Here is a 20599-nt window from a genome sequence, read left to right as displayed (position 1 = left end):
GTACGAGGCCCCGACACCAGATCCGATCACCGAGGAAGGACAACAATGAAGAACGCTCAGGCGAAGCTCGTGGAATCGCTGACAGTTGAGACTGCGCGCTTCGACAAGCTGTGGTCCGAGGAGCGACGGGCGCGGTGGTGGCGCCACCTGGTGGAAGCGGAGCCCGACGTGCCCGACGGCGCCCAGCTCACCGGGTGGGACACGCGCCTGGCCGCCTCCCGTGAAGAGGAGGAGTCGGCGCTGCGCTCCTTCCAAGCCCGGCCGAACATCCTCGCCGTGTCCCTGAACCTGCATGAGGCATGGGAGCTCGGGCTGTGCGAAGAGGCCACCGACCACGGTGCTGACGAGCCGGACGACGATGCAGAGTTCCCGTGCGTCGTGGCCGCACTTCGGTGGGCCATCCTTGAAGCCGAAGTGTCCAGGTCATAAAAAACGCCGTGCCGCACTTATGCCGCTTCAACTGCGCAAGCGGAAATGTTCGAGTGTGCCGCGCGTCCAGCAGATGAAATGCTGGGTGCTTGCGCGATTCGCGCTTGTTTCTAAAGTGGGTAAATGGGAAGCGTCCTGGACTGGACTTCTCCAGTAACGGGGCGCCGTCATGTCACGGTGATCTCCATTCGTGCCGAGGGTGGGGTTTCCTCAATGGGTTGAAAGATCATGGAACGGCCTTCGGCTGCCCAATCCTCGGCCGGGTCACCGACGCGCTCTGCGGTGTCGGCGAAGAAGATGTGGTGCTCGCTGTCGCTGATGCCAGGGGTCGGCTGTGTGTCGAGTGGCCGGATCCGGCCGTACCCCTGACACACAGCAACCACGGGGTTACCGTCATGCTGCAGCTCCCGTGGCAGAAAAGGAGACCGAGTGGGTAAGCACGAAGACAACTCCAACCACGACGGCCACAAACCCGAGAAGGAAATCCCCCCACCGCCCCCGCCCGAGAAGAAGGACAAGTAGTGGCCACCCCCCTCCTCGAACCGCACCAGGTGCCCCCAGCGTGGAGCGAAGCGTTCGAGCGGGTGCCGCGCGTCGCGTTCATCCCCGACCAGGTGTGGGATGGGCAGCGCCGCCCTGTCGACCGGGCGACCAACCCTGCCCGGTGGGCTGAACTCGCCAACGCCGACGCCCCCGTCATCACCCAGCTCGACGACGGCACCGGATCGGGGGACGGCTATGTGTCCTCCTCGGCGTCCAAACCGTCGATCGTCGTGATGATGCTGGACGCTCTGAATGCCGAGGAGGGGCACCGGGTCCTGGAGGTCGGCACTGGCACGGGGTGGAACGCGTCGCTGCTGTGCGCCCGCCTGGGCGAGGAGAACGTCACCACCATAGAAGTCGACCCTGACCTGGCCGAGACCGCGCGCGAGCGCATCGCTGCGGCCGGGTTCCACCCGCAGGTGGTCGCCGGTGACGGGATGGCCGGATGGCCCGAGGGCGCACCCTACGACAGGGTGATCTCCACGGCCGCAGTGCAGCAGGTGCCCCACACGTGGGTGGCCCAGGCCCAGCCCGGAGGGCGAATCGTCACCCCATGGGGGACAGCGTTCCACAACGGGACGCTGCTGCGGCTCGACGTCGGGCCGGACGGGTCCGCGCAGGGCCGCTTCGGCGGCGACGCCGGGTTCATGTGGGTCCGCGCGCAGCGCACCCCGCACGGTGCGGTGGAGGACCGGGTGCTGCCCGGCCACGACTTCGTCGAGTCCGTCACCGACCTGCACCCCTATGAGCCGGTCGCGGACTTCGACGCGTCGTTCGCGGTCGGCCTGCGGGTGCCAAGGATGCTGTCCACCGTGGTGCACGACGGTGAGGTCTCCGATGGCCGGTTCACTGTTTACCTGATGGATCCCGAATCGGGGTCGTGGGCGTCCTGGCGGATCACCCCGGAGACGGTCCGGGAGTACCGTGTGCGCCAGCACGGGCCGCGGTCGCTGTTCGACGAGCTGGCGGCCGCCTATGCGTGGTGGCTCAAGGCGGGCCGCCCTGAACACGACCGGTTCGGCCTGACCGTCACCGCCGAGGGCCAGCAGGTATGGCTCGACAACCCCGACCGCCCGCTCACCCACGCGGCGCCCGGATAGTCACGGCGACGACACTCCCCTGACACGTGGAAAAGCCCGCCCTATCCTGACAGTGCCACTGACAGATAGGACGGGCTCAATCCATGGACGACACTATCAGCATCGGCCCCCGCCTCCGGAAGCTTCGCACCGACCACGGCATGACCCAAGCCCAGCTCGCGCGCCGCTCCGGGGTCTCCGTGGAACTCATCTCCAAGCTGGAACGCGGCTCGCGCAAGACCGCGAAGCTCACCAGCCTCACCAAGATCGCCCGCGGCCTCGACGAAGACCTGTCCGTGCTCGTCGGCAAGTCCAACCGGGTGCAGCGTGTCGGCGAGGCCGGGGTGCTCGCGGTGCGCGATGCGGTCAGCGACCCCGCGCTGCTGCCCGGCATGGACGAGGAGGACGGGGAGCCCAGCGACCCGGGCGAGCTGTGGCGCCAGGTCGAGCGCGCCTACGGGGCGTATTTCGCCGGGCATTTCGGTGCGCTCGCCTGCGCGCTGCCGAACCTGCTGGCCGAGTGCCGGGTCACCCGCCACGCACTGGGGCCGGGCCCGGTGGCGGCCGCCTACGCCCACGCCTACCAGCTCGCCGCGTGCCTGATGATCCACACCGGCAAGGATGATGCGTCCCTCCTGGCTTCGGAGCGCGGGATCCAGGCCGCCACCGAGGGCGACGACGAATACCGGCTGGCGACCCTGTACGGCACCTACACCTGGATCCTGCTGCGGATGGGGCGCCACCACCAGGCCGAGTCTTTGGCGGTGCGCACTGCGGAGTCGATCGAGCCGTCGTGGTCGACCACCGACCGCCGCCAGCTCACGGCGTGGGGCGGGCAGCTGCTGCACGCGGCGGTGGTGGCCGGGGCAGCGGAGCGGCACGACGACGCCCAGCAGTATCTGGCGCGGGCTCGGGCGGGCGCGGAGCTGATGGGTGAGGACCGCCACGACTACTGGGTCAGTTTCGGGCCGACCAGTGTGGCGATGCAGGAAGCGCACGTGTGGACGGCCGCCGACCAGCCCGGCAAGGCGCTGGAGGCGTCCGCGCGGGTGGACCCCCGGGCGCTCTTCCCGATCAGCTACGCCCGACACTCGCTGAACGAGGCGGCGGCGCTGGAGCGGCGGCGGAGCGTGGATGAGGCGATCGCGGTCGCCGACCGGGCTTACAGCATCAGTCCGGAGTGGTTCCGGCACCAGCGCGTCGCCAACTCCGTCGTCGCTGACTTGGCGGCGCGCAAGACACAGCTGCCCGAGGCGCTGCGGCGCATGGCCGAGGCGGTGTCGGAGGGGCAGGGCATGCAGGGCAGCGAATAGCAGCCGAAGACCCGTACACCTTGTACGGGTCACGATGATCGAAAAGGCCGACCCGTACACCTTGTACGGGTCGGCCGTCGTCTGAGACCAAGAACCGTACACCTTGTACCTGGGTTTCCTCCCTTTGCCTGCGTAGCGTCGGCGACACCCCGACGACAAGGGAGGACACATGACGATCCGCCAGGAGCGACGCCACACCCTCCACGCGTGGCCCGGCGAGAGCGAGGACGAGACCGAGCTGCGGCTCCTACGGGTCCGCTACGACGACCACCTCATCTGGCGGGCCACCCGCGAGGACATGACCCCGGGTGCGTGGTGCTCCCAGCGCCTCGCCGACGCCGCGCAGTTCAGCGCGGCTACCGCTGACGAGTTGCGGGAGCTGCTGGAGAAGGAGCGGTGACCCATGGCATCCCCCACGACTGATGTGCTGCTCGAGGAGGTCCGCGCCAAGCACGGCCAGCACTGGGAGATCACCCCCGAGCCCGGCGGGCTGCTGCGCGCGGTGCACCGCACCGAGCCCCGCAACCCGGCCGCCGAGTGGGGCCAGGTCCACACTGAACTACCCGCCCCCGACCTCAGCACCCTAGAAGACAAGCTGTGCGTCCAGGAGGCGCTGAGAGAAGGCCTCCGGGGCAACGCTGAGCTCTCAAGGCCGGAACGGTGAACGCCCCAACGGAACACGAGACCGAGCTGGCCGCGCTCAGACGCGACTACCCCGACTGGACGATCCGCACGGAGCGGATAGCCGGTGGCCTGCTCTGCGTCGCCCAGCGGCGAACGCCGTTGGACGCCCCGTGGTACGAGACACCGGGGCTGTATGACCAGGTGCGGGCGGTCGGTCTGGGGGCGCTGCGGGTCGCGTTGGAAGGCCAAAACCGGCGCGCGGCATCCCTGCGGGCCGAACACCGATCCCGAACCGCGGGAGACACCGAGACAGGCGGCGGCGCGGCCCCGGCCGCTCTCGTGGCCGCGGGGAAAGGACACCGATGAGGCGGTTAGAGGTCAAAGGCAGCGACGGCGGATCGCTCACCGCCGAGATGGTCACCACCGCGCTGACGTGGTTCGGCGACTTCACCGACCCCGAGACGGTGCGCGACCCTGAGGCGATCCGTGCGGCCATCGAGAAGGCCCGCATCTACATCCTGCACGGGCGGCTGTGCCGCCTTCCCCTGCCGGCCGTCCCGGAAGAGATGGAGGGCGCGTCTGAGGCTGCCCGTCTGCTGTGGCAGCTCGACGAGGTGCTGGTGCAGATCATGCGGATCAACGACGAATCCATGTAGGGAGTGAGAGGGAACCCCTGGCGCGTGGCCCAGCTAGGGGTTCTTGTGTGTCTACGGCAGTGGTCGGCCGCACTTTCGGCAGTTAATACTCATGACAGAGTTGTCAGCGCCGCAGTGGTCGCAGAACTTGGGCGTCCCGTCATGTTTTCCCTGGTCGCTGAATGATGCCCCATGATCATGCGAAAGGTCACCCATGAGCGGATTCTTCCCGGATGTGTCAGGGTGAAACGGGTCATTTTTTGGCGCTGTGCTACCATCATGAGTAACTTGAATACTCGCGCGAAACAGGGGCACCATATGGACGAACCCGTTATCGTATACCCGGGAAACCCTCTGAGTCTTGCCGTGTCGCGTAAGGAAATGATCCCCGTCTACCACAGGTGGATATCCGACAGCGAGACCATTCGGGGTTTCGGGAACCGGTTCCCCCCTACACTTGACCGCTACGAGATGCGATGGGACCACCCTCAGCGGGACACCCATTCTTTTGAGCTGGTCACCGCCGATTCAACGCCTGTCGGTATGGTGAGGTTCGATAATGACGACGTTGTGAGGACGGCCGAGTACCACCTGATCATTGCTCCAGAAGCCCGGGGGAATGGGTATGCCGCAATGGCGACTCGGCTGGCCCTTGATTACGCGTTCGGGGTCGCAGGTCGGCAATGCGTCTGGCTTCAGGCTTTGGAGCCCAATGCCAGTGCTATTAGCGCTTACGAGAAGGCTGGATTTAAGAGGGCTGGGGTGATCAGGCGCGGGGGGTATTGGGGCCACCGCCCGTGCGACCTCATCTACATGGACGCGCTCCCCAACGACTGAGGCCCGATGGGCCCGAGGAGGCCGCCCTGGCCTCATCGAGCTGAACAGCCACCACCTCATTAGCGAGGAGGGCATCCGGATGGTCGACTGGGCGATGGCCACCACCGGATCGGCGTGAGGCGATCGCCGACCTCGCACATGAACAGGCCTCCCACCGCACGACGCTGCACCTTTGAAGAACTTATCCAACAAAAACGAAGGCGGCCTCGCGTCCCCACCGGTAACCTCGAAACGATTCCCTGAACCTTAGGGGGCATGAGATGCGTAGAGGATTGCGCCGACGCCTCACCCGAGCGGCACAGGCCGCTGACCCGCACGACCCCGTCGACCGTTTCGAGGTCCTGGTGGTCCTGCCCCACGCCCAGTTCGGCGCCCCGACATGGTCCCCTGGTGAGGATTTCACCGCGGTGTCGTCCACGGCGTGGGCGCGCCCCTCCGGCGATGGAATGTGGACCATCGTTGCGGGCCCCATGGACGGTGTCGACGTGCCTGCGGAAGGCGGAGCCCGGATCGTTCTGACCGCGCAAGCCGACTACTTGGGGCGGGCAGTGGGCAAGCCGCACTCCTTCAAGATGTCCCCGGGGGCGATCCACCACGATTACGCAGACCATCCCCTGCGTGAAGTTAACGAGTTCTGGGACGGGTTCGAGGAGAACCACGGGTTCCGGCCTGGGCGGGAGATCGGGTTCCGGCAGACGCGCGACGTGTTCCCGTTGTCCCGGTGGACGGTGACAGCACCACACGGGCATGTGGGGGTGGTGTTCCGCTCTGAGATGCATGACCCGGCGGAGGGCGAGATCGAGGAAGCCGTGATGCTGCTGTGCCGCCGGTGGGGCGGCCGGTACCGCGTGTACCCCTACGATGCGCACGCGCGCGGGGCGGGCACGCCGTGGCGGTGGCCGTTCGTGCTGGCGTGCGCGGGCGAGGTGTGCGAGAAGGCCGACATGTGATGGGCGGCCGGATGGCCCCCGACCGCATCGTGGCCGCGCCGCCCTCCTATGCGCCGGCCGCCCGGAATCCGATCCCTGGCGCGGTGCCGCGCGGGCTCGATGCTCTCCCCGAGCACCGGCGGCTTCTGCTGGTGTGGCGATACGCGCTCACCTTCGATCAGGCCGGGCTGGACGCGTGGGTGCGGGAGTCGTCGGTCTACGCCTGCCCGGTCCGCAGTGGGGGCAGTGTTGCCCCGCGCGCTATTGCGGGCGACGATGGCCGTTTCCACCTGTGGGATGAGGGGCGCATGGTGTGCGGGCACCGGCCCGTGCGCGCCCGCCAGGATGCCCCTTGGAAACACGAACAGCACATCTGCTGGTGGACGGACGGTACCTGCTACCGCGTCCATCCTCCGCCTGGGAGCGAGGGCCGTAGACGCAGCCTTGCCTGGAAGGTCCGTCCGGTGGGTGAGCCGGTCGACGCCGCCCTGGTGCCGCCACAGCGGCGGTGCCCCGCCCGATGCCTTGTTGTGTGGCCCATGTGGCTGGGTGGCGCCGGTGCACGGGGGAGAGCCCGGCGGGCGCTGGCGGAGGAGTTCGGGCCGGGGTGCGCGGCGTGCGGCGGGCCGGGGGAATTCGTCGACCACGACCCGTTCACCGGGCTCGTCCGGGGGCTGCTGTGCTGTCACTGCAACGCCTGGATTGACGAGTGCCCGCACGTCGCGGGGTGCGTGTGGGCGGGCTACCTGGATCATCCTCCGGCGGTGCGGTTGGGGCTGGTCTACCCGGACATGGGCAAGTGTTATGCGAAGACGGTGGAGCGGGCGCAGCGGGCGGGGTGGGACCCTGGGCTGTTCGCCGCCGTGCGTGCGCGGCGCTTGGATGCGCCTTGTGGCGGCTAGCCTTTGGATCATGAGTGATGTGTTCGAGGTGTCGATGGTCGACGGGGATGCTGCTGAGCTGACGGGCGTGGCCTCGGGGGTGGAGTATCCGATCGGGGACCCCGTCATGGTCCCGGCCGGAGTGCTGTGCACGGTGTCGGGGCTGGGGGTTGGTGAGCTGCCGGGGGTGCGGTTCGTGTCGACGGGTGAGGGGTGGCGGTTGGCAACCCCCAACCCTGTTTGATTTGTGCGTGGATTCGTGTAAGGTGGTGTGTGTCGGGACGGGAACCCCGACCACCAACCCCACGGAGGACCCCATGACCGCACACCACGCACGACCGGAACGCCCCGGCCGCCACGCCCAGCTCGCAGACATGGAAGACCAACTCGCCGGCACCCTGCGCACCCTCGTCCGGGCCTTCGCCGCCCACGGCATCCACCTCGGCGCCCCCGAGGCGCGCAGCGACGTCGACGTGTTCCGCTGGCAGGCCCTGGTCTGGCGGGCGGCCGACAAGGTCGCCGAGGCGCACACCGCCGATGGGCGCTGGTGGGTGACCGTGGTCCTGCAGGCGGCCGCCCGGGAGTGGGTTTCGGCGGCCACGCAGTACACGGCCTACTCCCGATCGGGGGCGCCGTGGTGTGTGCGGGACTTCGCGGCGCACGCGGGGCAGGTCGGGGTGATGTTGGGCCGCTGGGAGGCGCGTGTGGGGCCGACACCCGAATACGTGGTTTGACTTGTGCGTGGTTTCGTGTAGTATTTGGTGTGTCGGGAGGGACGGGAACCCCACCCGGCGCCACCAACCGCGAAAGGAACCACAGCATGACCATCTGGCCCGGAGACCTCACCACCGCCCCCGACTACGAACTCCAGCGCCTCCACCGCCTCTGGGCCTCCGACCTCTACCCCGCCGTCCGGGACATGCTCTCCACCATCCCCAAAGCCATCCACCTGCCCCGGCTGGACCCCAACACGGCGAAATTCCGCGACTTGGACGACGCTTGCCACCGTGTCGAACGCGCCCTAGAAAAACTCGAAAACCGCAACTCCGGGCTCCCCGCCGACCTCCACCCCGTCCTGGTGCGCGCCATGCGCGACACCTCGGAGGCCGCGTCCGCGCTCGGAGTCCGCGCGATCATCCCATGGTGGAACAGCCCCTACGGGCGGAACATCAACCGCTGTGTCGAGGCGGTGATGGCTTCGGCCCGCTCCCGCGCCAAGGCCGTGGCCGCCTTCTCCGGGTGGCCGGACGCCGATGAGGCCGCCTACTGGGACGACCGATTGGAACAGATCACCGACCACGTGTAGAAGTAAGGAAGAAAGCGCGCGGCCCGCCCCGACATACCGGGGGCGGGCCGCTGGCGCATAAGAGCAAGAGTGGGGCGGCCTCTACCGGTCCAGGACCGGCGACCAGCCCGCAGGCTGGAAGCGGGAAACTCGGCCGCCCCGTGTCCCACGAAAGGACGCCTGCCATGGTACAGCTTGTCACCCTCGCTGAGTACGCCGCAGCACGCAGCCCCGACCCCGAGAAGCCACTGGACCCCGAGAAGCTGCGGCGCACCCTCAAACGCCACAAGACCCTGCCCGAACCGGTCGGGGAGCGGGGCGGGGAACCCCTCTTCGACCCCCAGGCGCTGGACGAGGCGCGCGGCATCGTCCCCGGGTGGGTCACCCTCGCCGAGTATGCGGCCAAGCACGGCCTGTCGCCGCGCACCCTGGAGCGGTGGCCGCGCGAGCACGCGGACATCTGGCCGCAGCCCGGGCCCAAGCGCGACCGTAAGGCGACGTTCCCCGAGGAGGGGCTGGACCGGGTGCGGCGGCGGGTGCAGAACGTTCCGGACCCGGTGGGGTCGCCTGAGGACATGTTGACGTGGGAGGGGGTGTGCGCGTACCTGGCGCCGTGCACTCCGGAGTCGACCATGCGCTACCGCAGGTCTTCGGGGTTGTGGGAGCCGGGTGAGGTGGGAGCCGATCGGGTAGAGAGGTGGCGCCGGGGGCGGGTGGATGAGTTGCAGGCGGGGTTTTGGCTGCGGGGGAAGGCGGGGGAGGGCAAGCGTTCGGGGTGATGGTTGGGGGCGGTGTCCGGTGGGTGGCCGGGGTCGCCCTTTTCTCCACCCAAGTGTTTTGATTTGTGCGTGTTTTCGTGTATAGTGGTTGGTGTCGGAACGGGACGGGAACCCCGCGCCGGCCGCCAAGGACTACCACGAAAGGCACCCCCGATGGGCTTCGACAGCACCCCCGAAAACGCCGTCCGCTACGCCTCCTGCGTCGGCCAGGGTTGCGCCATGTACATCGCCCGCGATGCCGCCACCCGGCTCGGCATCTACCTGCCCGGCATGGAAGACGCCATGTGTGGCATCGAAAACGACACCCTGGAAGGCATCTACGCCCGACTCGCCGCCCGCCGCTCCGTGGGGATTGGCGAGTCCGGTGACGAACTGGTTATCGAGGCCCTGGCGCTGCACATCCGCATGCAGAACGCGGCTCTGGCCTACCTGCGCAGCGGTGATGTCTTCGCGGGGGCCAACGCCTGCCTGTTGTTCCGCGAGCTGTTGGCGATCGCGGAGAATCTGAGGGATTCTCGCCACACCAAATGATTTGACTTGTGCGTAGTTTGGTGTAGAGTTGTTCTTGTTCGGGGGCGGAACGGGAAACCGCCCCCACCCCCACCGAAAGGACCACCATGGACACCACCGCAGGTCTCACCATGACCGCCAACACCGACGGCACCCTCGTCCTCGCCATCATCCACGGCCCCCACGGCGCCTACCTTGACGCCCTCGCCGAGGCCCGCGCCTACTGGTGCCGCATGAACGCAGACGGCCCCGCCCCCACCGACGCCGAAAAGCTCGCCGTCCTCGCAGGCCTCAACACCCGCGTCGCCGCCGCCCAGGAAGCCGCAGAGGCGGCCGGAATCCCCTTCGACATGAGCGACGTCATGTGCCTCTAACCGCCGCCCCGGGGCCGGGGCGCACAACCCCGGCCCCCGCCACAACACCCAAGGGCGCCCCCGTGCACACCAGCCACGCCGTCGACACCCTTGCCGCAGCCCTCCGCGCCGCCGAAACGAACAGGGCGGCCGCCGCGTGGGAACGGCTCACCCCCAAGCAGCGAAAGATCATCCGGACCACGCACGAGCTGTGCGAGCTCACCGCTTCGACCACCCTGCTCGCCGACCCCGACGTTCCCTCACCCACCGGGTGGGACCGCACCTGGGCCGCCGCACGGCTCGCCTTCAGCCGCGCCTGCCAGGCCGCCGGGATCGCCGAAGACGACGCGCTCGACGCCATCGCCTGACCCCCGCACAACGGGGGCCGGACGGGAAACCGGCCCCACACCACCAACCGCGAAAGGACACACTGTGATCACCATCCGCCACACCCGCGCAGACGGGACCATCGCCGACGGAACCGCCCGGGGCGACGGCACCGACCAGCATCTCAAAGCGGCAGGCTTCTGGTTCTCTCGCAACCTCCCAGACGGCCCCGGCTGGTACGTGCCCCGGTCCCGCGACAAGGCCGCCTCCTGGCGCGTCGACGACGCCGCGCGGCGACTGCGCGACGCAGGATTCGCCGTCACCGTCGAGGTCGACAACGCCACCCCCGGGCGGGCGTTCGCCGACGCCGAAGCCGAGAACAGCGAGCGCGCCGAGGCGCGGGCCGAGCGCGCCGCGACCTACCGCTCCCGGGCAGCCGAGAAATCGGCCGCGGCCCGTTCCCGCTTCGAGGAGATGGCCGAGGGATGGCCGATCGGCCAGCCGCTGATCAGCGACCGGGCGCGCTCGTTCCACAAGAAGATGATGGCCACCGACGACCGGGCCCACCGGGAGGCCGGTAAAGCGTCCTACTGGGATGGAAAGCAGGCCGCCGCCGAACAGGGCCGCCGGTTCCGGGAGAGCGTCCCGGCGACGCTGCGGCGTATCGAGCGGTTGGAGGAGCGGGAGCGCCGCCTGCTGCGCGATTTTCAGTACACCGAGACGTGCGCGTCCTGGCGGGCCGACCTCGCCCAGCTGCGTGACGAGCTGGCCTACTGGCGGGATCACGTCGCCCAGGCCGAAGCGGCGGGGGTCAAGGTGTGGCGGCCCGAGGACTTCACGAAGGGCGACTACGTGAAGGTGTGGGGGCAGTGGGTGCCGGTGCTTCGGGTGAACAAGAAGTCGCTGAGCATCCCGTGGGCGCACCTGTGGATCACGGGTAGCCGTGTCTACACCTGGGAGGAGGCTCACGCTAACCCGCGTGGCCGGAAGGCGAATGGGCGTCTGATCACGGACACGCTGCCTTATGACAGGGTGCGCGGGCGTGCGTCGGCGGAGGAGATCGAACAGGTGGTGCGGGGGGACTGATCGGGTCTGGGTCGGGTGTGGCCGCTCCGGTGGTGCCGGGGCGGCTTTCCTTCCCCCACGGATTTTGATTTGTGCGTAGTTTCGTGTAGTATTTGGTGTGTCGGGAGGGACGGGAACCCCACCCGGCACCACCAACCGCGAAAGGAACCGCATGTCCGGCGTCCTCGACCAGCTCACCGAAACCGAATACCGCTCCATCTCCGACGCCCACGACGCGATGCGCCGCGCCTGCCAGGCAGCACACCGTGGATTCGCTCCCGACTGGGGTGCGGTCGCCGCCTACCGCGACGCCGAAGCGGCATTCGGCCTGGTATGCGACGCGGCCGGGTTCTCGCCTGAAGAGGTCCTTTCCGAGCTGTAGGGCGCCGCCCTCCGGCGGGGTCGGAGGGCAACACGATGATTTGACTTGTGCGTAGTTTCGTGTAGTGTTTGGGGTGTTGGGAGCGGAACGGGAACCCGCCCCAACACCACCCCGAAAGGACCGAGATGAACAACCACACCACCCCCGCCGAACAGCTGACCGCCACCCTCCGTGACCTCCGCGCCGACCCCACCATCGCCTACACCGACTGGAACGGCCACGCCATGTGCCTCACCTGCATGCCCCACCACGAAGCACAGCGGCTCGCCGACGCCAACCAGGAACTCGGCGAGATCTACCCGTGGAACATCGACCCCGGAACGCGCGTGGACTGCGACAAGTGCGGCGCCCTCATCCACGAAGAACCCGAAGGCGAATAACCCCCAGCGAACCGGGGCGGGGGATCACCCCCGCCCCCACCAAGCCCTACTAGCCCCACACCGAAAGACGAACCGTGTACGACTACTACGAAGCCATCACCGACGCAGCCGCCGCCCGCGCCGAGAACGAACTGGCCGCCGCCTACAACACCGACGATGAAACCGACCACTACACCGAGGAGCCCCCCATCACCAAGGCAGGCATCCCCGTCCGCCGCATCTAAACCGCACTCCACACGGGGCCGGGACGGGAAACCCGGCCCCCACCAACCCACGGAAGGACCACACGATGCACAGCCCCCACGTCACCTGGTACCGCCCCGAATACCAGGGGCGCGAGGACGAGCTCACCTACCTCGCCCAAGCTGCCCGTGACGCCGGAGTCACCCGAGCTGCTCTCTCGAACTGGATCAGCCGCCACCCCAACTTCCCAAAGATCGTCATGGAAGTGGATAACGGGGCCATGCGACCCACCAAGTGGGTGGTTCGAGCGGAGTTCGAGGAGTTCGCCCGCCGTCAGAAGGAGAAGCCGCGCGGCGGCCCGAGAGGCGACGACCGACCGCGTGCTCCACGTCGGCCGAGCACGGCTGTCGCGAAGGACCGTGTCGCCCAGTACACGCGCCGAATCGCAACCCTCACCGAGCGGGAGGAGGAGCAGGCCGCTGTGCTCGCCAGAACACGGGCAGAGCTGCGTGTGGCACGGACGCGATTGGAGAAGGCACAAGCCGTCCTCGACGGCGACATCGAGCACTGATGAGCCCGCGCGGGGGCGGCACACCCGCCCCCGTCTTCTCTCTGGCTAGGAACTCCCGTGAGCCACACCGACACCGGGGCCGGCACCCTCGCCGACCCCCGCATCCACCTTGACCGCGACCTCAACCGTTGGACCGTGGAGGCCACCAACGACCAAGGCCACATCACCCGCGCCGTCGTACCGTCCCTGGGAAGCGACGACACCCCCGAAAGCGAAGCCGCGTGGGCCGCCCAGTTCCAAGCGATGAAGCACCCCCACCGGCGTCTCGGACTGGACACAGCCCCTGCCACGCCCAAGTGACGCCCCGCCGGGGGCGTCTCAGCGGGGGGTGCGCCCAAGAGCTGAGCGGAACGTCTACTCGGCCTGGTCGAACCGCGCAACGGGGTAATCCCAGCTGCCGACACCGTCGAGCACGACCCGGTAGGACGCGGCACCGGTACCGGCTTCGAGCTGGAACTCCTCCAGCCGCGCCCCAGAGCCGGTGAGCTGGCGGTACGCCGCGTCGAGGCGTTCAGCGACAGGGGTCGGCCCGCCCATGGTCACGGTCGCGTCTGGCCACACATACGCCCAGGAACCGTCAGGTGCGCCCACATAGACGATGGTGCGGGGGTCGCCGTTGAACGGGCGCATGCCCACCCCGAACCGCAGACCGGGCAGCGTCAGCATGAGCGGTGTCATGAGGTCGCTTTCTAGCAGCTCCTCGGAGGTCGCGGGGAACACACCGGAAGCCTGGGGCGTCGCCTGTATGCCGGGGAACCGGCCGACACGGCGGGGCTGGTCGCGGCACCGCATGAACGACCCTTCGCGGATGAAAGCGCCGGACCACCGGTGCCCGTCGATGCTGAGCGCGGCGATGGGTGTGGTTTCGGCGTGGGGTGCGGGCGCCCACGGCAGCACCATCACCCCGCCGGGAGCGGCGCTTAGCGCCCACGCGTCGGGGATGCGGGTGACAGCGCAGGTCACCAGGACCGCGTCGAACTCGCCGGTGCCGGGGGGCCGGGTTCCGGTGACAACCCGAACTCCGGTGCCGGCGAGCCGGTGGCGTGCGGCGTCCGCGACGCCCGGGTCGACCTCGACCGTCGTCACGCTGCCCCCGGTGCCGACGAGTTCGGCGAGAATCGCCGCGTTCCACCCGGTCCCGGTGCCGACCTCCAGCACCCGCATGCCGGGGCGCACCCCGGCTGCTCGGATCATGTCGGCCATGACCTGGGGCGCCGATGATGAGGACGTCGGCACGTTCACGCTTCCGGTTCCCTCGGTCTGCGTGGTAACCGCATCATCGCGGTAGACGGTCTCGGCCCACGCGTCGGGGTTGGCGTCGCGGCTCACGGGCGGCCCCATGGCGGTGGGCCAGATCAGGTCGGGGATGAAGTGGTGCCGGGGGTGGGCGTTGAACGCGGTGCGGATCTCCTCGGTGGTGTCGAGTTCGGCGACGAGGTTGGTGTGGCGGGCGTACAGCGCGTCGTTCGCGTTTCCCACTAGACCACCCCGCTTCCGTTGCATACCGGGCATGTCACCGCCTCTTTCTTCCATTTCCCGGCGCCGTCCTGCTCGACCCACACCACGCCGCTTCCACCGCAGTTGGAACAGTCGGCTGCTCTGGGGTGGTGGGCGGGGCGGGTAGTGGTTCGGGTGCTAGGCATCGGGCCTCCTGGTTTCTTAGGGGTGAGGCGTGTCGACGCTAACCCGTCGATTGGGGGTGGCGGGGGCGCCGGCTAGGTACGGCCAATGCGCGGGGCGGGTAGCCGCTGCCGCCGGGTGCGCTGCCCACCACGCCTGGGTAGGCTTTGCTCCAGCGGCGGGCCTAGGGTGCGCTGCGTTTTCTCATCGGCCCTTCGGGGGGGACACGGGGTGCCACACGTGCGCCCTGATACCCGTGCTCGAAGGAGGGTCCCGTGGACACCCTGGTCCATCTGTATTTCTGTTCTGACCCGATAGCAGAGAACGGTCTAAGGCTGCTCTCCCAACCCCTCAGGAGAGGAAACAGTTAGTTAGTCGGTGAGGAGTTCAGTGAAGAACGCCATGAGCATGTTGTCTGGCGCCTGGCTGGGCTGGAACTCGTAGCCGCCGAAGCGGTATACCTCGTAGCCTTGGAGGCGCAGGCGCCGGTCTTCTTTGACCATCTCCGCGTACTTCCGCGGGTCGGGCTCACCGCTGGTGGAGTAGTGGTGCTTGCCGTCGATCTCCAAGATGATCCTGCGGGAGCCGGGCGCGAGCAGCAGAAAGTCCCTGCGCTGATTGGGGATGACACGACCGCCGTTGCGGTCGCGCTGCGCCTGGGTTACCGGGTCGTAGTGCAGGTAGACCTGGGGCAGGATCGCCGGGGTGGAGTCGAATCCGCGGGACTCCGCGAACGCCCAGTAGGAGCGAAGCAGGTCTTTTTCCGGTTGGCTGCTGGGGGAGGAGTCTGCGAGTCGGGTCTTGAGCTGCTGGAGTTGAGCGGTGGGTGGGAGCGAGTGGATGCCGTCCCGGTTCTTCCACCAGGCGAGAATGTCGGACACGGTTAGGCCGGTGGAGGGGATGGGCCGGTCGTACATGAGGCAGTGCTCGGCGTTCTTCGTGATCTCCACGATTCCCTGGGTCACGTCGACCCAGACGAGTTCTGGTTTCTTCGTCGCAGCGAATATCACGTTACGCAGGTCGCCGTTCACGCCCCGGAATCCTGCGTGGGACGTGGCCCGTTCGTGATCGGCGAGCGCCCGCAGGATGGGTCCGCAGATATCTGCGATATCGCGATCAAATCCCGGAGAATTCAGATATTCGCGTCGAGTTGCGAAAGGTATGCGTTGGGAGGTGTTGAGTCGACCCAGGACCGCGTCCGCGCATCGGACTGCGTCGGACACGTCCTGGTTACTGAGCCTGCCGTGGCCGTCGATGAGCGGCACCTCGGCTTCTAGTAGGCACACCAGCTGATAAGCGACGTCCTCATCGCGGTAGGCGAGCATGGGGCCGCGCCTGAGCTGTTCCACTAGCGGACGATTGAACGTCATCGTGAAGCCGCCCCGGGAATCGGGGGCCTTAGTAAACAGGTCGTCCGGGGTCACACTGAATCCTCTCAAAGCGGCAGGTCCAAGTGGCTTGCCTAGGATACGTGTGGGGTCTGACCGGCCTGGGTGGATTCCGGTAGTGAGTGATCCAGGGTGACGCGGGTGTGCACGGCAGGTTCGAGCCCCAAGCATGTGGCTGACCCCACATGCTGTGGTGGTGTTGGGTGGTCGCATCTACATGTAGACTCGATTCCAGCACCACACGTATGCCCTCACGCCACCAGGCGCGGGGGCATTTCTTATACCCAGAGGGGGACAAAAACGCGTGCGCGCCGTGCCACTGGTCGACGGACACCTGATCACCGCCCCCGACCTCGCCCGCCTCACCGGGAAATCCGCGAAAACCATCTACGCCTGGACGAAACGCGGCGTGAAACTCCCAGACGGCACCCGCTACGTCCTCCCCATCGTCGGCCTGGACCACCAGGGCAACAAACTCTTCGACATCGTCGACGCCCAGCGAGTAGTGCACGCGGTCACCGTCCGCGGCACCTCCCGCGCCCACACCATCGCCGCCTAGAACGACGACACCCCCATGTGCCGGTAGCTCAACACCGGCAGAGCCCCCCACTGGCGGGGGAGGCGCGGGTTCGAACCCCGCCCGGCACACCACGGAAACGGCCCACCGAGCGCACCCCCTCGCGCCCAGGACCGGCGCACTTCCGGAAAACCCCTGACCGCCGCCTGGGGGGGATCGGCGGTCAGGACCAACTCCTCCCCACACCCTCCCGCACCCGAGAAACCACGCGAGACCAGTGGGGAACCGCTTGAACCAACCAGCTCAACCACCGCTCATCGGCAGTTTGTGCACTGGCTACGGCGGCCTCGACATGGCCGCCGAACAGGTCTACGGAGCACGGACGGCGTGGGTCGCCGACCCCGCACCCGGACCCGCGGCCATCCTCGCGCACAACTACCCCGCCCCGAACCTCGGCGACCTACACAGCATCGACTGGGCCAACACGCCCCCGGTCGACATCATCACCGCCGGGTTCCCCTGCCAGCCGGTTTCGCTATCCGGCCGCCGGGGCGGGATCGACGACGAACGGTGGATCTTTGACTTCATCCTCAACGGAATCCAGCAACTGCCCCAACGCCCGCGACGGCTCGTGTTCGAAAACGTGCGCGGACTGTTCACCGCCAACCAGGGAGAAGCGATGCGACGCGTCGTTCACGGTCTGGCCGAGCATGGGTTTCTACCACGATGGCGGGTTCTGCGCGCCTCCGACGCTGGCGCGCCCCACCAGCGCCCCCGCGTCTTTGTCGTTGCTGTCGACGCCCTGCGCCTCGGAGAGCGGGTGGGGCCGCCCCGAGCAGGAGATGAGAGCGAAGGGAAGCCAGGTGTGGGTGACACACCAGATCCGGTCCCTGCTGGAAGCCTCAGCGGCGAGGGGGTACACGACCCCGACCTATGGGGACGCTTCCACACCCCGATCCGGCGGTGGGAACAGGTCGTAGGCCGCCCCGCCCCCTACCCGGCCGAACAAGGCCCCCGGACGCCGCGGTTGTCCATGCGGTGGCTGGAGTGGTTCATGGGACTCCCCGAGGGGTGGGTGACGGGGGTGCCCGGCCTGTCCTACTCCGCCCAACGCCACGCTCTGGGCAACGGGGTCGTCCCCCAGCAGGCCGCCGCCGCGCTCGCCGACCTCGAAGCGTGGCCCGACCCCGCCCGATAGACCGTGCCCGGCAGGCACCAGGAAAACCCACGCACAGGACACCGCCTGCGATCCCTGCCGGCCACCACGTGCCTCGGCCACGGCTCCGCCGCCCCACGGGGGTTGGGCGGTGTCGAGCCGGCCGGGGCACACCACACCCGCCAACCGCGAACCGGAGCACGAATTGCCCCCCAACATTGCCACGATCCTGCTCGATCCTGGTGACACAACGCCGCGCGATGACGTCCTTCTTCGGCTGACACGCGAGCTCGGGCACACCCCTGACATCGTGCGGGAGCTGCCGTTGGGTGACGCCCGCGCTTTGGGGCTGATCCCTGCCCAGCAGTGGCGGGGTGCCGAGGGCACGGTGTTGGCGGTGGCGCGTTTCTCTGGATGATCTTCCCCGCCTTGTGAGGCGCCGCCCGGTTCTTCTCCGGGGTGCCGCGGCCCCAGGGCGGGGAACCCCTCAGTGTCTGCCGCGGCGCGGACGCCTGAGCTTTCGCGGAGCGCGCGATACCCTGATCGTCCCCGGGGCAGCATCCAGGAAACAGCGTTAGGGTCAGAGGTAGGGGAATGCTTTGGAATTTAGATGATACCCCCGCGAATCGACTTGGTCTGGCTAGGCGGGGATTTGATGAAGCCCACGAGCGGTACAAAGAGCGGAATCTCTGGTATTCTTCTCAGGCCTCTGGCTCAGATCAAGGATTGAATGAAGAATTGAGAAGAGTCCTCATTTCCTTGGTTGAGGTGCTTTGGTGGGTGGTTAGCCTCGATGACGAGCTTTCAAAATGCCATGGGAGTGACAGAATAAATCAATATCGGACTCTTCGGAAAAATTTTGGGGAGCGGGGGGAAGCGATTGTGGGAGTTGTTTACGCCCGTAATAGGTGTGGTCACCAGCGGGCGCTTATTGCGCAAGACATGACCTTCCGGTTCGGTGTGGAAGGCCGGGGATTCGGCCAGGGGGAGTTCGGTGAAGCATATGCCTGCGCCATCAAGTGGCGGCCGCTTTGTGAACTCCCTGTGGCGGAAAAGAAACACAAAGCTGGCGAGGCGGAATACAGAAGCTATCTCGCAGGAAACAGCGTCGATGAGACTCTGGCTGGTGCTGAGGCTTGGTTCAACCGAGCCCAACAGGCGTGGGTGGACCCTACTCTACCCACGTAACCTAGGTGGAGTCTTTCGAGTGCTTTGCTTGGCAACTGCTAGAAAATGACAGCGCATCACGAACGCTCGATTTCGTCTGCCTTGGGGTCTCTGGGTGGGCTCCACCGCTCGACTGGCTGAAGCGCCCACCGGTGGCAGGCATTCGTCAAACGGGTCAAGGATCCTGTTGCCCTGTCCAGCTCGTCAGACTTCAAAGGCTCCACAACAACGGGAGTGCGCGCATCTTTCGCAACAACCCTTGCGAGGATCAGCTGACGTTCATAGATTTCGTGGACCGATTTCCACTCTTGATCGAACCATTGAAAATTCTGCGTCTCGGGTCTAATCTCCCTGAGAGCAAGAAGAACCTCGGTGGCTGCATGGTTGGCTCGGTAGAAAGCAGACTCACACTCGGCTGGTGAGGAGTTTAGGAGCCTGTCACATGCGATAGCGAATTCGTCCACGATACTACGCCGTAGCGCATCTATCCGGGTGGCGATTCGCTGATTTTCGTACTGTTTAACCTCTCGTTTTGACACGAGCAAGGCGATCGCCAACGCGATCAAACCTCCCACCAACCCACCCGCTAATCCGCCCGCGATGTTGGGTCCGTATGCCGCAGTGTCCCACCAGGAGAACCATCCGCTCATGAAGAACATGGCGTAAATGTACTGCGTCATCAGTCCCAGCGCCGCTGATACCCGAGAAGCTGTTGAGGGGGACGTCCCCGTTGCCCTCCCGCCCCCAACAGCCCTGTAAAACCCCCGGCTGCCGCAACATGTCCCGCCCCGGTAAACCCACCTGCACCCAGTGCCGCACCCGCGCCAACCGTGACCTCCGCCAACGCCGCGGCAACTCCCACCGCCAGGGCTACGGACGCGCCCACCGCCAACGCTTCCGGCAAGGCGTCCTCACCCGCGACCGCATCTGCGTGGTCTGCCGACGCGCCCCCGCCACCGAAGCCGACCACTACCCCCTGGACCGCAAAACCCTCACCCAGATGGGCCTCAACCCCAACGACCCCGAGTACGGGCGGGGCCTATGTCATAGCTGTCATAGCTCCGAAAGCGCCCGACATCAACCCGGCGGCTGGTGGAAGGGAGCCCCCTGGTGACCACCCGCATCCACACACCCATCGGGCCCACCGGAGCCCATGCCGCCCGCGCTGTCCGCGAACACCGCGCCAACCAGGGGAAGACCACCGAAGCCCTGGCCGACGAACTCACCCGCCTCGGCGTACCACTCCAGGCAACCGCGATCACCAAGATCGAAAAGGCCCAACGCAAGGTAACGGTCGACGAGCTCGCTGCCCTGGCCACGGCCCTGAACACCACACCCAACGCCCTCCTCCTGCCAACGAACGTCGACCGGGACCGCCCCCTCCGCGTAACCGGGTGCGCAACCCCGATGCGCTCCGCCTACGTGTGGGACTGGTTCACCACGGGAACTGGCGTCAACGGCAGGCGAGAGCGGAGTCTCCCGTGGTGGCTGCGCGCCAACGACGTTGAAGCGGCGAGTGGCGAGCACTGAGAACCGCGCCACGCAGCCAGTGACCCCCCGGGGGGGGGCACCGGGGAGCCCCCTGGTAACCCCCGCACCCCATGAGGGGGACGGCACCCCCGAACACCGCCACCCCCGCCCACGCC

At 67.5% G+C, this 20599-nt stretch carries 31 protein-coding genes and 1 tRNA gene; 29 read left to right on the top strand and 3 right to left on the bottom strand.

The window, feature by feature from the left end; translation table 11 throughout:
* Nucleotides 1-45 precede the first annotated feature (45 nt).
* From HNR23_RS11385 to HNR23_RS11275, 23 genes are all read left to right on the top strand, one after another.
* On the top strand, nucleotides 46-429 hold the full coding sequence (locus HNR23_RS11385; protein WP_184075552.1) for a hypothetical protein: 384 nt from the start codon (nucleotides 46-48) through the stop codon (nucleotides 427-429).
* 521 nt (nucleotides 430-950) lie between these two features.
* A complete protein-coding gene (locus HNR23_RS11380) occupies nucleotides 951-2072 on the top strand; it encodes a methyltransferase domain-containing protein (RefSeq protein ID WP_184075551.1) in 1122 nt (373 codons plus the stop codon).
* 83 nt (nucleotides 2073-2155) lie between these two features.
* On the top strand, nucleotides 2156-3364 hold the full coding sequence (locus HNR23_RS11375; RefSeq protein ID WP_184075550.1) for a helix-turn-helix domain-containing protein: 1209 nt from the start codon (nucleotides 2156-2158) through the stop codon (nucleotides 3362-3364).
* A gap of 169 nt (nucleotides 3365-3533) precedes the next feature.
* The gene (locus HNR23_RS11370) at nucleotides 3534-3764 is read left to right on the top strand and encodes a hypothetical protein (protein ID WP_184075549.1); all 231 of its coding nucleotides are present in this window, start codon (nucleotides 3534-3536) and stop codon (nucleotides 3762-3764) included.
* A gap of 3 nt (nucleotides 3765-3767) precedes the next feature.
* The gene (locus HNR23_RS11365) at nucleotides 3768-4028 is read left to right on the top strand and encodes a hypothetical protein (RefSeq protein ID WP_184075548.1); all 261 of its coding nucleotides are present in this window, start codon (nucleotides 3768-3770) and stop codon (nucleotides 4026-4028) included.
* Nucleotides 4025-4354, top strand: coding sequence for a hypothetical protein (locus tag HNR23_RS11360; protein WP_184075547.1), 330 nt, complete (start codon nucleotides 4025-4027; stop codon nucleotides 4352-4354). The genes HNR23_RS11365 and HNR23_RS11360 overlap by 4 nt, the downstream gene beginning before the upstream one ends.
* Nucleotides 4351-4644: a hypothetical protein gene (locus tag HNR23_RS11355; protein WP_184075546.1), complete on the top strand. Its 294-nt coding sequence runs from the start codon at nucleotides 4351-4353 to the stop codon at nucleotides 4642-4644. Before HNR23_RS11360 ends, HNR23_RS11355 begins: the two co-directional genes overlap by 4 nt.
* A gap of 171 nt (nucleotides 4645-4815) precedes the next feature.
* Nucleotides 4816-5460, top strand: coding sequence for a GNAT family N-acetyltransferase (locus HNR23_RS27625; protein ID WP_394353766.1), 645 nt, complete (start codon nucleotides 4816-4818; stop codon nucleotides 5458-5460).
* Nucleotides 5461-5720: 260 nt separating this feature from the next.
* Nucleotides 5721-6410 carry a hypothetical protein gene (locus tag HNR23_RS11345; RefSeq protein ID WP_184075544.1) on the top strand — a complete coding sequence of 230 codons (690 nt, stop codon included), beginning with the start codon at nucleotides 5721-5723 and terminating at the stop codon, nucleotides 6408-6410.
* The gene (locus tag HNR23_RS11340; RefSeq protein WP_184075543.1) at nucleotides 6410-7291 is read left to right on the top strand and encodes an endonuclease domain-containing protein; all 882 of its coding nucleotides are present in this window, start codon (nucleotides 6410-6412) and stop codon (nucleotides 7289-7291) included. The genes HNR23_RS11345 and HNR23_RS11340 overlap by 1 nt, the downstream gene beginning before the upstream one ends.
* 10 nt (nucleotides 7292-7301) lie before the next feature.
* The gene (locus HNR23_RS11335) at nucleotides 7302-7514 is read left to right on the top strand and encodes a hypothetical protein (RefSeq protein ID WP_184075542.1); all 213 of its coding nucleotides are present in this window, start codon (nucleotides 7302-7304) and stop codon (nucleotides 7512-7514) included.
* 73 nt (nucleotides 7515-7587) lie between these two features.
* Nucleotides 7588-8004 carry a hypothetical protein gene (locus tag HNR23_RS11330; RefSeq protein ID WP_184075541.1) on the top strand — a complete coding sequence of 139 codons (417 nt, stop codon included), beginning with the start codon at nucleotides 7588-7590 and terminating at the stop codon, nucleotides 8002-8004.
* 86 nt (nucleotides 8005-8090) lie between these two features.
* On the top strand, nucleotides 8091-8576 hold the full coding sequence (locus HNR23_RS11325) for a hypothetical protein (RefSeq protein WP_184075540.1): 486 nt from the start codon (nucleotides 8091-8093) through the stop codon (nucleotides 8574-8576).
* Between the two features lie 164 nt (nucleotides 8577-8740).
* Nucleotides 8741-9334: a hypothetical protein gene (locus HNR23_RS11320; RefSeq protein WP_184075539.1), complete on the top strand. Its 594-nt coding sequence runs from the start codon at nucleotides 8741-8743 to the stop codon at nucleotides 9332-9334.
* Between the two features lie 153 nt (nucleotides 9335-9487).
* Nucleotides 9488-9865, top strand: coding sequence for a hypothetical protein (locus HNR23_RS11315; RefSeq protein WP_184075538.1), 378 nt, complete (start codon nucleotides 9488-9490; stop codon nucleotides 9863-9865).
* A gap of 86 nt (nucleotides 9866-9951) precedes the next feature.
* Nucleotides 9952-10218, top strand: coding sequence for a hypothetical protein (locus tag HNR23_RS11310; protein WP_184075537.1), 267 nt, complete (start codon nucleotides 9952-9954; stop codon nucleotides 10216-10218).
* Between the two features lie 62 nt (nucleotides 10219-10280).
* Entirely contained in the window at nucleotides 10281-10565 is a 285-nt protein-coding gene (locus tag HNR23_RS27480) for a hypothetical protein (RefSeq protein WP_184075536.1), read from the top strand.
* A gap of 64 nt (nucleotides 10566-10629) precedes the next feature.
* On the top strand, nucleotides 10630-11610 hold the full coding sequence (locus HNR23_RS11300) for a DUF3560 domain-containing protein (RefSeq protein WP_184075535.1): 981 nt from the start codon (nucleotides 10630-10632) through the stop codon (nucleotides 11608-11610).
* A gap of 151 nt (nucleotides 11611-11761) precedes the next feature.
* A complete protein-coding gene (locus HNR23_RS11295) occupies nucleotides 11762-11971 on the top strand; it encodes a hypothetical protein (protein ID WP_184075534.1) in 210 nt (69 codons plus the stop codon).
* A 125-nt stretch (nucleotides 11972-12096) separates the two neighbouring features.
* The gene (locus HNR23_RS11290) at nucleotides 12097-12351 is read left to right on the top strand and encodes a hypothetical protein (protein WP_184075533.1); all 255 of its coding nucleotides are present in this window, start codon (nucleotides 12097-12099) and stop codon (nucleotides 12349-12351) included.
* A 74-nt stretch (nucleotides 12352-12425) separates the two neighbouring features.
* Complete coding sequence (locus HNR23_RS11285; RefSeq protein WP_184075532.1) at nucleotides 12426-12575, top strand: hypothetical protein; 150 nt, start codon at nucleotides 12426-12428, stop codon at nucleotides 12573-12575.
* A 65-nt stretch (nucleotides 12576-12640) separates the two neighbouring features.
* Nucleotides 12641-13105: a hypothetical protein gene (locus HNR23_RS11280; protein WP_184075531.1), complete on the top strand. Its 465-nt coding sequence runs from the start codon at nucleotides 12641-12643 to the stop codon at nucleotides 13103-13105.
* A 57-nt stretch (nucleotides 13106-13162) separates the two neighbouring features.
* Nucleotides 13163-13405 (top strand): hypothetical protein, encoded by a 243-nt coding sequence (locus tag HNR23_RS11275; protein WP_184075530.1) that lies wholly within the window; start codon nucleotides 13163-13165, stop codon nucleotides 13403-13405.
* A 54-nt stretch (nucleotides 13406-13459) separates the two neighbouring features.
* On the opposite strand, the gene HNR23_RS11270 is transcribed toward HNR23_RS11275, so the two are convergent.
* Together HNR23_RS11270 and HNR23_RS11265 are read right to left on the bottom strand one after the other, a co-directional pair.
* Entirely contained in the window at nucleotides 13460-14584 is a 1125-nt protein-coding gene (locus tag HNR23_RS11270) for a methyltransferase domain-containing protein (RefSeq protein WP_343070520.1), read from the bottom strand.
* A 512-nt stretch (nucleotides 14585-15096) separates the two neighbouring features.
* Nucleotides 15097-16149 carry a hypothetical protein gene (locus tag HNR23_RS11265; RefSeq protein ID WP_184075528.1) on the bottom strand — a complete coding sequence of 351 codons (1053 nt, stop codon included), beginning with the start codon at nucleotides 16147-16149 and terminating at the stop codon, nucleotides 15097-15099.
* Between the two features lie 268 nt (nucleotides 16150-16417).
* On the opposite strand from HNR23_RS11265, the gene HNR23_RS11260 reads away from it, so the two are divergent.
* From HNR23_RS11260 to HNR23_RS11245, 4 genes are all read left to right on the top strand, one after another.
* Nucleotides 16418-16672, top strand: a complete 255-nt coding sequence (locus tag HNR23_RS11260; protein WP_184075527.1) for a helix-turn-helix transcriptional regulator — start codon at nucleotides 16418-16420, stop codon at nucleotides 16670-16672.
* Nucleotides 16673-16689: 17 nt separating this feature from the next.
* A tRNA-OTHER gene (locus HNR23_RS11255) sits at nucleotides 16690-16764 on the top strand.
* A 155-nt stretch (nucleotides 16765-16919) separates the two neighbouring features.
* Nucleotides 16920-17828, top strand: a complete 909-nt coding sequence (locus HNR23_RS11250; protein ID WP_221308092.1) for a DNA cytosine methyltransferase — start codon at nucleotides 16920-16922, stop codon at nucleotides 17826-17828.
* 109 nt (nucleotides 17829-17937) lie between these two features.
* Nucleotides 17938-18204 (top strand): hypothetical protein, encoded by a 267-nt coding sequence (locus HNR23_RS11245; RefSeq protein ID WP_184075526.1) that lies wholly within the window; start codon nucleotides 17938-17940, stop codon nucleotides 18202-18204.
* 826 nt (nucleotides 18205-19030) lie between these two features.
* Here HNR23_RS11245 and HNR23_RS11240 read toward each other — a convergent pair.
* Nucleotides 19031-19633: a hypothetical protein gene (locus HNR23_RS11240; protein ID WP_184075525.1), complete on the bottom strand. Its 603-nt coding sequence runs from the start codon at nucleotides 19631-19633 to the stop codon at nucleotides 19031-19033.
* Between the two features lie 98 nt (nucleotides 19634-19731).
* Between HNR23_RS11240 and HNR23_RS26315 the strand changes: the two genes are divergently transcribed.
* Nucleotides 19732-20067 (top strand): hypothetical protein, encoded by a 336-nt coding sequence (locus tag HNR23_RS26315; protein ID WP_221308091.1) that lies wholly within the window; start codon nucleotides 19732-19734, stop codon nucleotides 20065-20067.
* The gene (locus HNR23_RS11230) at nucleotides 20064-20483 is read left to right on the top strand and encodes a helix-turn-helix domain-containing protein (RefSeq protein WP_184075524.1); all 420 of its coding nucleotides are present in this window, start codon (nucleotides 20064-20066) and stop codon (nucleotides 20481-20483) included. Before HNR23_RS26315 ends, HNR23_RS11230 begins: the two co-directional genes overlap by 4 nt.
* Nucleotides 20484-20599: the final 116 nt, after the last annotated feature.

This window comes from Nocardiopsis mwathae (assembly GCF_014201195.1).
In the GTDB taxonomy this organism is placed as follows: Bacteria; Actinomycetota; Actinomycetes; order Streptosporangiales; family Streptosporangiaceae; genus Nocardiopsis_C; species Nocardiopsis_C mwathae.
This window is presented reverse-complemented; position numbering and strand designations above follow the sequence as displayed.

What these genes read in the sequence shown, in the direction of transcription:
- HNR23_RS11365 (WP_184075548.1), top strand. Translation starts at nt 3,768, where the DNA reads ATGGCATCCCCCACGACTGATGTGCTGCTCGAGGAGGTCCGCGCCAAG.
- HNR23_RS11385 (WP_184075552.1), top strand. Translation starts at nt 46, where the DNA reads ATGAAGAACGCTCAGGCGAAGCTCGTGGAATCGCTGACAGTTGAGACT.
- HNR23_RS11375 (WP_184075550.1), top strand. Translation starts at nt 2,156, where the DNA reads ATGGACGACACTATCAGCATCGGCCCCCGCCTCCGGAAGCTTCGCACC.
- HNR23_RS11315 (WP_184075538.1), top strand. Translation starts at nt 9,488, where the DNA reads ATGGGCTTCGACAGCACCCCCGAAAACGCCGTCCGCTACGCCTCCTGC.
- HNR23_RS11290 (WP_184075533.1), top strand. Translation starts at nt 12,097, where the DNA reads ATGAACAACCACACCACCCCCGCCGAACAGCTGACCGCCACCCTCCGT.
- HNR23_RS11240 (WP_184075525.1), bottom strand. Translation starts at nt 19,633, where the DNA reads ATGACGCAGTACATTTACGCCATGTTCTTCATGAGCGGATGGTTCTCC.
- HNR23_RS11335 (WP_184075542.1), top strand. Translation starts at nt 7,302, where the DNA reads ATGAGTGATGTGTTCGAGGTGTCGATGGTCGACGGGGATGCTGCTGAG.
- HNR23_RS26315 (WP_221308091.1), top strand. Translation starts at nt 19,732, where the DNA reads ATGTCCCGCCCCGGTAAACCCACCTGCACCCAGTGCCGCACCCGCGCC.
- HNR23_RS27625 (WP_394353766.1), top strand. Translation starts at nt 4,816, where the DNA reads ATGATCATGCGAAAGGTCACCCATGAGCGGATTCTTCCCGGATGTGTC.
- HNR23_RS11345 (WP_184075544.1), top strand. Translation starts at nt 5,721, where the DNA reads ATGCGTAGAGGATTGCGCCGACGCCTCACCCGAGCGGCACAGGCCGCT.
- HNR23_RS11340 (WP_184075543.1), top strand. Translation starts at nt 6,410, where the DNA reads ATGGGCGGCCGGATGGCCCCCGACCGCATCGTGGCCGCGCCGCCCTCC.
- HNR23_RS11330 (WP_184075541.1), top strand. Translation starts at nt 7,588, where the DNA reads ATGACCGCACACCACGCACGACCGGAACGCCCCGGCCGCCACGCCCAG.
- HNR23_RS11325 (WP_184075540.1), top strand. Translation starts at nt 8,091, where the DNA reads ATGACCATCTGGCCCGGAGACCTCACCACCGCCCCCGACTACGAACTC.
- HNR23_RS11310 (WP_184075537.1), top strand. Translation starts at nt 9,952, where the DNA reads ATGGACACCACCGCAGGTCTCACCATGACCGCCAACACCGACGGCACC.
- HNR23_RS11280 (WP_184075531.1), top strand. Translation starts at nt 12,641, where the DNA reads ATGCACAGCCCCCACGTCACCTGGTACCGCCCCGAATACCAGGGGCGC.
- HNR23_RS11355 (WP_184075546.1), top strand. Translation starts at nt 4,351, where the DNA reads ATGAGGCGGTTAGAGGTCAAAGGCAGCGACGGCGGATCGCTCACCGCC.
- HNR23_RS11370 (WP_184075549.1), top strand. Translation starts at nt 3,534, where the DNA reads ATGACGATCCGCCAGGAGCGACGCCACACCCTCCACGCGTGGCCCGGC.
- HNR23_RS11295 (WP_184075534.1), top strand. Translation starts at nt 11,762, where the DNA reads ATGTCCGGCGTCCTCGACCAGCTCACCGAAACCGAATACCGCTCCATC.
- HNR23_RS11320 (WP_184075539.1), top strand. Translation starts at nt 8,741, where the DNA reads ATGGTACAGCTTGTCACCCTCGCTGAGTACGCCGCAGCACGCAGCCCC.